This window comes from Candidatus Kapaibacterium thiocyanatum (assembly GCA_001899175.1).
GTDB lineage: Bacteria > Bacteroidota > Ignavibacteria > Kapaibacteriales > Kapaibacteriaceae > Kapaibacterium > Kapaibacterium thiocyanatum.
In genome coordinates this window covers 266318-277145 of sequence record MKVH01000002.1, presented here as the reverse complement: position 1 = coordinate 277145, position 10828 = coordinate 266318, and the positions used below count along the sequence as shown (strand labels likewise).

Sequence of the window (10828 nt, the reverse complement as noted above, 5' to 3'; positions counted from 1 at the left end):
AGAGTATGTGTTGTGGTGGGTGAACGCAAATCATTCGACGACACGGACCTTCTGGCCATCGGCGACGTCGAGGACGCCGCTTACGACAACGCGCTCTCCCGGCTGCAACCCTTCCGTGACCTGGACCATACCACCCGATACGAGACCGGTCGTGATGGCACGACGCATGACCGTGTTCTTCTCGTTGACCACGTAGGCGAAGCTGTTGTTCTCCTCGCGTGCGATGGCCTTGAGCGGAATCGTGATGGCCTTGGGAATCGTGAGGTCGTTGATCACGAGATTACAGGTCGTGTTCGGACGCAGGTTCTTCGGTACAGGGCGGATCGGAATCTCGACACGGAAGGTGCGACTGATCGTGTTCACCGTGGTGGACACGATCCCGAGGCGGGTCCGGACCGTATCGTTGATCTCGGGGAACATGATCGTCACGGGATCGCCCTGGGAGATGTTGGCGACGTAGGCTTCGGCGACATCGGCGATGACGCGCATGTCGCCCGTGTTGACGATCGTCATGAGCGGTTGGCCGGGGCCTGCGTTCTCGCCCACGCGGGGCAGCACGTTATCGGCGACACCTGCAACGGGAGCGTAGAGCCGCGACAGTTCGAGCTGTTCCTTCAGCGACGACATACGGCGTTCGAGCGACTCCTTCTGGTTCTTGGCCTGGAGGTAGCTGATCTCGCTGCCGGCCTTCGCTTCGTAGATACGGCGTTGCTTTTCGTAGACCGTATTCGCGAAGTCGAGTTGCGTCTGCACTTCTTCCATGCTGCGCTTCGTGAGTTCGTTGTCGAACTCCACGAGGAGCTGGCCCTTCGTCACGCTCTGGCCGTTGACGACGGTGATGCGCGTGATGGTACCACCGGTCTTGGGCGTGATCGTCACGGACGAGCGTGAGTCGACCGATCCCTTGATGTCGATGGTATGGGCGAACGATCCCTCGTTCGTGGTGAAGACGGTGACGGGAACCGTACCGTTGGCGGTCGCGGCGCCCTTGCCGAGTGCCTTCTCCATGGTACGGATCTGATCGTCCAGCTTGGAGCGCTCCGCACGAAGTTGTGACAGGCGCTGATCACTCGGCGTATTCTCGTTGCTCTGCGAACCGCAGGCGGTCAATGCGACGGCTGCGACAAGCACGGTGAACAATCGGAGTTTCATCTGTAAACCCTGAGATGGTGATGTATTGATCATATGTTCTGTTTCTGTGGTCGTGTGTCGGTCCATGATGCCTTCCTCGGGAATCAAGCGTTCAGTACGGGAACGGGATCCTGCGTATATGCCGTGGGACCGCCTTCCAGGCCGCGGATGAGGAGACAGGCGACGTCGGTGAGCACACGTCCGACGTCGGGCTTGTGCCACTCCGGCGGGAACATGCCGTTCTTCATCACGAGCGTAGCTCCCTTCATCGCCACGATGATCTCCATCACGACGTATTCGACGGGACGGTCGATCTTGAAGACGCCGGTCGCCCTTCCTTCCTCCACGATGTCCGAGATGATCCTCGTCATCTGGCAATTGGCCGAACGGTACTGCTGGACGGTTTCGGACGTTTCCATCGGCGGCTCGCAGAAGTGTTCCGTACGCATCTGCATCATGACCTTGTAGAAGAAGTCGTTCCCTTTCGAGAACGAATAGAATTCCTGTACGATTCCGAGCAGCTTCTGCTGAGGGGACAGGCTGCGTTTCGTGACCTCTTCCAGGAGTGTCGCCAGTTGTTCGAGATGCTCTGTGATGAGTGCAAGAACCAGTTCTTCCTTGTTGCGGAAGTAGAGATACAACGTTCCCTTGGCCAGCTCCGCCTCCTGGGCGATGCGGTCCATGGACGTCTGCTCGATGCCGTACTGCAGGAACACTGCACGTGCGGAAGCGAGGATGTCCAGGCGGCGCTGTTCGCGTTCCTTCTCTCGTCGTTCCCTGACACCCATGATCAGTTCGTCTCGACGGTACGGAAATACTTCCTGTCGATGCTCGCCACCACACGATCGTAGTCGGCCTTGGTCGTGTGATAGTCATGCAGCGCCTGGATCCTGTTGATCTGCGCATGCGAGAGTGCGAGCTCGGAGTCGTTGAGTTCGAGCAGACTTCCCGTTCCCTCCTTGTAGCGGATGCGGGCGATCTCCAGACCGCGCTGGGCCTGCGTGACGGTGGAACGTTGTGCCAGGATCCGCAGCTTCGACGAACGGAGCGAGTTGAGCACGGCACGAACCTGGAGTTTCACGATATCCTTGAGCTGGTTGTACTGCTCCTGGACGGTCTGATGATCGATGTTCGCCTGCTCCACCCTGGCCTTGGTCTGGAATCCGTTGAACAGGTTGATCTGGAAGTTGAGGCCCACTGCCGAAGACGGCGCCGACACGAAGTTCGAATAGGTATCGGACTGTCCCTGATGCATCCAGTTGCCGAAGAGCGACAGCGTCGGGAAATATTCGCCGGTATAGAGGGAGATGAATTCCTTTGTGACGCGGACCTGGTATTCGAGGGCCTTCAGATCCTTGTTCTCGCGAAGCGCGGTCTCGATGGCCACCTGTTCGTCGGGAAACTCGACCTGTTCTTCCTGGAACTCGCCCACCGGGACGACCGAATCACCCATGTCCATGCCGATGTGCGTCTGGAGTGCACCGATGGCATTGGCGTAGACGGCTTCGCTCTCCGTCACGCTCGGACGGATGTTGTCCACGGCGACCTGCGACCTGATGAGATCGAACTCGGCCACGAGACCTTCCCTGAAGAGGGCGTCGATGGTCTTGAAGTTCTCCATCGCGTTGTCGAGCGTGGCCTGCGAGATACGGCCGAGTTCCCTGGCCATCATGGCGTCGAAGTACTTCTTCTTCGTATCCGTCACGACTTCAGCGACGGCAGAGTTGAGCTGCTCGAGGGCAGCGTTGTAGTAGACCTTCGAGGCTCCGATTCCGGAAAACACCGCCGAATTGAACAGGATCTGCGTGGCCTGCGCCTGGAGCTGATACTGATTGTTCAGACCGACGCGTACCGGAGACAGCGCACCGGACGATGGATTCTGGAAGTCCGGGATGAAGAAGACGGGAACCTGGATGTTACGGGTATATGCTGCACTCAGATTGAGCGTCGGCAGCGCATGGCCCAGCGCTTCCGTCACCTTCGCGTCGGCCTTGTCCACACCGAGCTTGGCGATGGACACCTTCTTATTCTGTTTCAAGGCAAGATCTATCGCCTCGTCCATCGTGAGCGGCCGTGGTGCAGCAAACGCCGTTACCGTGACCATCATCAATACCGCACAGAACGCGGAAATGCGTCCGTTCATACAAGGTTCCTTCAGGAGAATGATGCTGACTTTACAATCATATTATGACCGGCGGTCACAAACTTACCAAACGTCACGAACTGCGCAAACGGTCATAACCGCGGCGTGTGTACGGATGAATTACGGCAGTGTTACAGGTCGCCGAAGATTTTTTTTGTGGCGGTATCGAGGGTGGCGACGACGACGTCGGCGGCATCCGGAGGAAAGGCTCCGACGAGAAGTGTGCGTACTCCGGCACTACGGCCCGCCTGGGCGTCCGAGATACTGTCTCCCACGAACCACGATTCCCCCGGATCGATGTCGTGATCGGCGATGGCTTCGAGGAGCATTCCGGGATTGGGCTTGCGGCGAAGGCTTCCGCTTCCCTCCAGATCGGTACAGACGTAGATATCGTCCAGCATGGTCCCCGCCCGTACGGCCAGCATGGCCTGCATATGGTCGTGGACGTCGTCGAGCTCGTCGTCCGTCATCAGTTCCTTGCCGACGCCCTGCTGGTTGGTGATGAGGACGAGAAGCATTCCCGCGCGCCTGCCGGCACGGATCAACGGAAGGACGTCGTCGAGCAGTTCGAATTCTTCGGGAGTACGGACGTACCCTCCGACGATACGCCGGTTGACGATACCGTCGCGGTCGAGAAAGAGTGCCTTGTTCACGCGGTGCCCGCACGCTGCACGGTGAGTGGCGACGGCGATTCGCCCGGATCGATGTCCATATCCCCCGTCACGTCGGCGATCGTCCTGTCGAGCTGCGAAAAGACGTGGTCCCACGAGTGCGTCTGCACCATGAGTGTCCGGGCATTATGGGCCAGCGTGGATCGTTCCCCCGCATCGTTCAGCAGGCGTACGGCGTGGCGCGCCAGTTCCTCCGGCGTCGTGCCGACGAGGACGTGCGTTCCGTGGACGGCCCCGATGCCCTGCAGGCCGCTCGGCGTGGTCACGACGGCACAACCTGCTGCCATGGCCTCGAGCACCTTGTTCTGGATACCCGATCCACCATGATGCGGATGGATGAAGATAGCTGCACGATGAAGATATGGGACGAGATCGGGAACGTCCGCTTCGATGCGGATATGCGGCCCGACCATGCGCTGCAAGGCGGCCTTGGGGCTCGCACCGGCGATGACGAGATCGGTATCCGGCACGGCCGCATGCACGGCGGGCATGATGTCGCGGATGATGGTACTGGCCATGAGGTGGTTGGCCAGGACGTCGAGCTTGCCTGCGAACAGCAGACCACTGCGACGTTCATGATCGTCCCTGAAAGAGAACCTGTCGAGATCGACGCCGTTGGTCACGACACGATATCTGGCCGAACGGTTGAGCTTTTCCATCGCGGCCACGTCTTCGGGGCTGACGAAGGTCGTCAGGTCGAAGTCGTTCACCACGGCAGGCTCGTAGCGTCGCAGCTTGCGCGTTTCCCACCAGCGGACGAGCTTCTGGGGCAGGGTCCGCGCAGCGAGTGTGGATCGCGTCTGATATTCGAGCCGGCAGTCTTCGGCGATGAGGATCCTGGGAAGCCCCACGATGTCCCGCACGTATTCGGCCGTACGCATGAAGAACGAGATGGCGAGATCGATGTTCTCGTGTGCGAGGATGTCGTCCACGACACGCTTGAAGTCCGGCCGCGTATAGAACGTGATCTCAAGCGGCAGCCCGGTCCAGAACGTCCTGACGCTGGCCAGACCTGCAAGAACGGGATCGAGGGGTACGACGTGGAGCTGGACACCGAGTTCTTCGAGCTTGCGGCACTGAAGATCGGTGGGTGGGGCGCCATGACTGAACGTCACGACGTGGACACGGTGCCGCTTGCCGAGATGGCGCAGCAGATGATAGGCCTTGACGCGATCGCCGCCGATCAGTGGCCAGGGAAATCGCGGTGTAAGGAACAGGATCGTACTCAATACCCACCTCTCCCCGTCATGACCACGCCGACGGTACGGAGGAGGATGTGGATGTCGAGGAACAGGGACCAGTTGCGGATATAGTACTGGTCGATGTGGACACGCTGGTCGAACTCCGCATTGGCCCGCACCGTCACCTGCCACAGTCCGGTCAGGCCCGGCTTCGTGCCCTGGTGCATGTTCATGTACATGCGCCGTGCGTCGGCGCCGAGTTCCTGCATTTCGCTCGGCAGGACGGGACGCGATCCGACGAGGGTCATGTCGCCGCGCAGCACGTTCCAGAGCTGGGGCAGCTCGTCCATGCTGAACTTGCGCAGCCACTGACCTATCCTCGTGATACGCGGGTCGACCTTCAGCTTGTGGAAGCGTTGATATTCTTCCTTCATCTTCGGATTGCGTTCCAGCATGTCGGCCAGGACTCCGTCGGCATTGTCCACCATCGTCCGGAATTTGATGAGGTCGAAATGCCGGCCCTTGTACCCCACGCGCTTCTGGCGATAGAGGATGGGACCTTTCGACGTGAGGCGTATGGCCACTGCGATGGCAAGCATGAAGGGCAGGGAGATCAGGAAGAGCGGAACGGCCACCACGAGGTCGAACAGACGCTTCTTGAGCCGCAGGGCAGGCTGGCGCAGACGGTGTTCGATTTCGGCACTCATGAGGAGATCGCTCTGGACATTGCTGATCCACATGACGGACGGATTGACGTGTTCGCCCACGAAGGTGAAATTCGTGAGACTCTGGCAGCTCCGCTCGAGCAGCTCCGCGAGCTGTTCGGAAGTGGCATGTGGCAGGGCGATGATGCCGTGCGAGACGCCGAAGCGGCGTGCGAGCGGATGGATGGTATCCACACCGCCGATGACGGGAACCGAATGATGATATCCGTAGTCGGCATGCTCTTCGTCGGGCTCGATGATGACCATCGGACGGAGACCGATGTGCGTGTTCACACGCAGGGAATCGACGATCTTGGCGGCCAGACCGTGCTCACCCACGATGATCACCGGAATCCCGTACCAGGGCTTCCTGCTGAGCAGGCGCCGGACGGCCATTCGGGAAACGGCGAGCATCGGTACACTGAAGACGTAGGCGAAGAGCAGGATGGATCGGGCGTACGGAAGGACGCCGCGGGTGAAGAACGAGATGGCGATGACGGCGGCGAAGACACCCGTCAGCGTATAGAACGTGCTGCGGAGTTCCGAAATGGCGCACATGCCGTAGCCGGGATAGATCCCCCGCCACAAGGATCCGAATGCATTGGCGAGAATGACGGCGCCGACGATCGGAGCCCAGGCATCGAGCGGAATCGAACCGGTTCCCGTCATCGCGCGCATGCTGATGGCGGCCACCATGACCAACGTCAACATCAGCGCATCGGCAAGTACCAGTGCAATCGACGCACGCAGCTTGCTGGAGCGTATGGTTGCCTGCACTCCTGTATGGGGTGCAGATCGTACGAGGGCTTCACTGAGTTCTTGAAGCGTCGGAGGTGTCATGCAGACTCTGGCCCTATGCTCACCCTGATTTGACATGCCCTGCCGTGGGGCGGGATGAAAGATAGGGCTTTTTACGAACTTTTTACATCAGGCATCCAGAAGCCCGGTTTCGGCGTCGTTCTCCGATTCCTCGGCAAGGTAGTAGGTCGGACACAGCTCGGCGTCGACACCGTCGAGGAAACGGCTCGGACGGCCGAGGACATCCGAGTGTTCCCATTCCATCATGACGGCGGGATAGGTCATGACGAGATGCTCCCGCGCCCGCGTGGCAGCGACGTAGAGCAGGCGGCGCTCCTCTTCCAGTGATGCCTCGCTATCGGCCGACCGTGCGGAAGGAAGGCGCCCTTCGTTCATCCAGATGAGGAAGACGCTGTGCCACTCCAGCCCCTTGGCTGAGTGGATAGTGGACAAGGTGATGAACTCGTCCTCACCGTCGTCCTCCTCGATGTCGTCCAGCGCTTCCTGCGGCGGGTCGAGAGCGATGTCCGCAAGAAAGTCCGCCGGCGTCGTGTAGCGCGAGCAGATTCCTACGACGGTCTCGATATCCTTCCATCGCTTGGCATGGTCGTCGTGGACGCGCTCCAGGACGGGTCTGTACCATTCTGCCAGGTGTCGTATCCGCTCTCCCGCAGAAGCGATACCTTCAGCCACACGAAGAATGCCGATCAACTCCCCAACCATGGTTCCGGCCCGACCAGACAGACGTACACCTTCACCATGCAACGGATCGGCCATGCCCAGCAACTGCTCCAGTGCGACAGCGGCCGACTTCTGTCCTACCCCCTGTTGCAGCAGCATGCTGCGGTACCATGAGATGGCATCGCGCGGATTGACCGTGACCCGCAGCAGGGCGAGCAGGTCCTTCACATGCGCGGCTTCCGTGAACTTCATGCCACCGAACTTCCTGAACGGTATCCCGGCCTTGCCGAGTTCGATCTCGAGGTCGAAGGACAGGAAGCCCGATCGGAACAGGACGGCGATGTCCTTCAGGGGTTTGCCGTCTTCCCGTAACTCCAGGATCTGCTGGACGAGGAAGGCACTCTGCTGACGCTCGTTCCGGCAGGAAACGATCATCGGAAGCTCGCCCGTCTTGCGGTCGCTGAAGAGCTCCTTCGCATACATGTCGGGTGCATCGCGGAGGATGGCGTTGCAGACGTCGAGGATGGGCTGCGAACTGCGATAATTGTGTTCGAGGCGGATCATTGCGCAGCCGTCGAACGATTCGGGGAATCCGTGGATGTTCCGGATGTCGGCGCCGCGGAACGAATAGATGCTCTGGGCATCGTCGCCGACGGCCATGACGTTGCCACGGCTTCCGGCCAGTCCCATGATGATGGAATGCTGGAGGACGTTCGTGTCCTGGTATTCGTCGACCATCAGATACCGGTACTGCGTTCGCAACGCCGCACCGACCTCCTCGTGCCTGGTCAGGGCGAGGAGGTGGACGAGCAGGTCGTCGTAGTCGACCATCCGCTGCTGCCGCTTGTAGTCGTTGTATGCGCGGATGACCTCGGCGATGCGCGGCCCTTCGTCCACGAACTGCGGATACTTGCCCGCGATCACGTCGTCGAGCGGCGTGGCGGTATTGACGGCCGTGCTGTACATCGCATGCAGCGTGCCCTTCTGCGGAAAGCGCTTCTTGAGCTTCGCGACGTCGAACCGCCCTCGCACGAGATTCATGACGTCTTCGGCGTCGGACTGGTCGAGGATCGTAAACGCCCCTGCCGAAGCATCGCCGTCGTGGGACAGCCCGAAGCGGCGCAGGACGAGATGGGCGAAGGAATGGAACGTACCACCGGCCACCTTGTCCACACGACCATCGAGCAACGACGATGCACGGCGCACCATTTCATGGGCGGCCTTGCGTGTGAAGGTCAGGAGCAGGATGGATGCGGGATCGACGCCATCCTCGACGAGCCGCGCCACGCGATACGTCAGCGTGCGCGTCTTTCCCGTTCCGGCACCTGCAAGGACGAGGGCAGGACCGTCTCCATGCATGACGGCTTCGAGCTGTGCAGGATTCAGTACCTGATCGTAGGCGATACGATAGGCACGTCCGCTCTGCCCGACTGCCGCCTTCCTGAGAACGAGCTTCTTCACCGTCAGTATGCGATCAGATCGCGCAATGTTCGTTCGATGAGTGACGTGCTGGGAATGACGACTTCCATCATGCCCTTGTTATACGGAATGGGAATGTCCGGCGTGGCAAGGCGCTGCACCGGAGCGTCGAGATGACGGAAGCAGTCCTGTGCGATGGTCGCGGCGATCTCCGCGCCGAAGCCGCAGGTGATCGTGTCTTCGTGAAGGACGAGGACGCGGCTCGTCTTGCGGACGCTGTTCATCACGGCCTCGCGGTCCCACGGCACGATCGTTCGCAGATCGATGATTTCGATGTCTTCGTTCATGGCTTCGACGACGCCCTTCGCCCGGTGGACCATTTCGCCCCAGCATACGACCGTGGCGCGGCTGCCCTCGCGGACGACGTTGGCGACACCGAAGGGAAGCACGTACTGATCACCGGGATAGACGCCCCGGCCCGGCATCGTGTCCTGGATGGCACGATGTTCGAGAAAGAACGTAGGATCGTTTCCGCGCAATGCCGTACGGAGGAGGCCAACCGCATCCTGCGCGTTGGACGGCATGGCTACGCGCCAGCCGATGGTATGGGCGAAGATGGCTTCACCGCTGACACTGTGCCAGGGGTCGCCGGTGCGCTTGGAATATCCCACGGGAATGCGCAGCACCATCGGTGCTGCGAAGTCACCGTTCGTGCGCCAGCGCAGCGTACCGCAGTCGTTGATCTGTTCTGTGGCGGGATCGAGATACTTCCTGAACTGGATTTCGGGTACGGGAACGAGGCCGGCCATTGCCATGCCTACGGCACGACCGATGATGCCTTCTTCCGACAGCGACGTATCGAAGACGCGCTGTGCACCGTGCTTGACCTGGAGATCGACGGTCGCACCGTGGACTCCACCCTTCACGCCGACGTCCTCACCGAAGACGAGGACACGCGGATTGACGCCCAGTTCGTAGTCGAGTGTACGCTTCACGGCTTCGATGAGATTGACGCGTCCGCCCTGTTCCTGCTGCTCGCCCGTAGCCGTCGGCGGTTCGACGGCATCGCCCATGAGACCGCCGTGCTTCGGTGCAAGGCCGTCGTAGAAGGCATGGGTAAGGGCATCGGCGGATACGGGCTCGGGCTGCGCCAGAGCCGCATCGACACCTGCACGTACGTCGGCTTCGCATTGGGCCACGAAGGCATCCCATTGCTCGGACGTCATGTACTTCTTGCGCTCGAAGAAGTCCTTGAGCCTGCCCAGCGGATCGCGCGCCTCTTCGTCGGCACGTTCTTCCTTCGTCTTGTACGACTGGTTGTCGGCGCCGCTGTGTCCGCAGATACGCGGTACGCGGACGCGCAGAAGTGCAGGCGCCTGTTTTTCGCGCACGTGATCGAGCGTCTTCGAAATCAGTCGTTCGGCTTCTTCGGGATTCGTACCGTCGCATTCGACGATGCGCAGGTTCGCGAACGAGGCCAGGTTCGCGGCGATGTTACCGCCCGGCGTCTGGAACGTTCCGGGCACGGAGATGCCGTACTGGTTGTCCTCGATGAAGAACAGCATCGGCAGCTTCTGCGTCGTGGCGATGTTCAGCGCCGCCCAGAAACCGTTCGTCGCCGTCGAACCATCGCCGCCGAGGGCAACGGCCACGGCACCCTTCCATGCCTCTTCGTTCATCACCGAGGTGCGGTAGGAAATCGCCTGGGCCCAGCCGACGGCCGGGGTATACTGCGCACCGACGTCGCCCGATGCCGGCAGTACCGTGACGCCGAGCCTGTTCGGCAGATGGTGGACCACACCGATGTCGCGGCCACCGTTGCGGCTTCCGCTCAGGGCCAGAGGCCCTGCCACCGCTTCTTCGACGGACATACCGGCCGCCATCACGAGCGGACGCGAACGGTAGTAGACGGTTGCGGCATCCTTGCCCTGGCGCAGCAGACGACCGAGAATGGCCTGGGCCAGTTCGTGTCCCTTCGCGGAGAACTGATAGGTAACCTTACCGGAAGGAGCCAGCTCCGACTCTTCGATGTTGTCGATCAGGCGCGACTGTACGACGGTGCGCGCTACATCCAACCATTCGGCTTTCGTCATGCGATTG

Annotated in this window: 8 protein-coding genes; all 8 read right to left on the bottom strand. The window is 60.7% G+C overall.

The features are described 5' to 3' along the window. Window positions 1-30: 30 nt before the first annotated feature. Complete coding sequence (locus BGO89_01495) at window positions 31-1152, bottom strand: hypothetical protein (protein OJX61281.1); 1122 nt, start codon at window positions 1150-1152, stop codon at window positions 31-33. 83 nt (window positions 1153-1235) lie between these two features. Continuing rightward, window positions 1236-1919 carry a hypothetical protein gene (locus tag BGO89_01490; GenBank protein OJX61280.1) on the bottom strand — a complete coding sequence of 228 codons (684 nt, stop codon included), beginning with the start codon at window positions 1917-1919 and terminating at the stop codon, window positions 1236-1238. Window positions 1920-1921: 2 nt separating this feature from the next. Next, a complete protein-coding gene (locus tag BGO89_01485; protein ID OJX61279.1) occupies window positions 1922-3274 on the bottom strand; it encodes a hypothetical protein in 1353 nt (450 codons plus the stop codon). A 131-nt stretch (window positions 3275-3405) separates the two neighbouring features. Beyond that, window positions 3406-3927: a hypothetical protein gene (locus BGO89_01480; GenBank protein OJX61278.1), complete on the bottom strand. Its 522-nt coding sequence runs from the start codon at window positions 3925-3927 to the stop codon at window positions 3406-3408. Further along, window positions 3924-5174, bottom strand: a complete 1251-nt coding sequence (locus BGO89_01475) for a hypothetical protein (GenBank protein ID OJX61277.1) — start codon at window positions 5172-5174, stop codon at window positions 3924-3926. Before BGO89_01475 ends, BGO89_01480 begins: the two co-directional genes overlap by 4 nt. Next, window positions 5171-6607 carry a hypothetical protein gene (locus BGO89_01470; GenBank protein OJX61276.1) on the bottom strand — a complete coding sequence of 479 codons (1437 nt, stop codon included), beginning with the start codon at window positions 6605-6607 and terminating at the stop codon, window positions 5171-5173. The genes BGO89_01475 and BGO89_01470 overlap by 4 nt, the downstream gene beginning before the upstream one ends. Before the next feature lie 150 nt (window positions 6608-6757). Then, complete coding sequence (locus BGO89_01465) at window positions 6758-8770, bottom strand: hypothetical protein (GenBank protein OJX61275.1); 2013 nt, start codon at window positions 8768-8770, stop codon at window positions 6758-6760. A 2-nt stretch (window positions 8771-8772) separates the two neighbouring features. Next, window positions 8773-10821: a pyruvate dehydrogenase gene (locus BGO89_01460; protein ID OJX61274.1), complete on the bottom strand. Its 2049-nt coding sequence runs from the start codon at window positions 10819-10821 to the stop codon at window positions 8773-8775. Window positions 10822-10828: the final 7 nt, after the last annotated feature.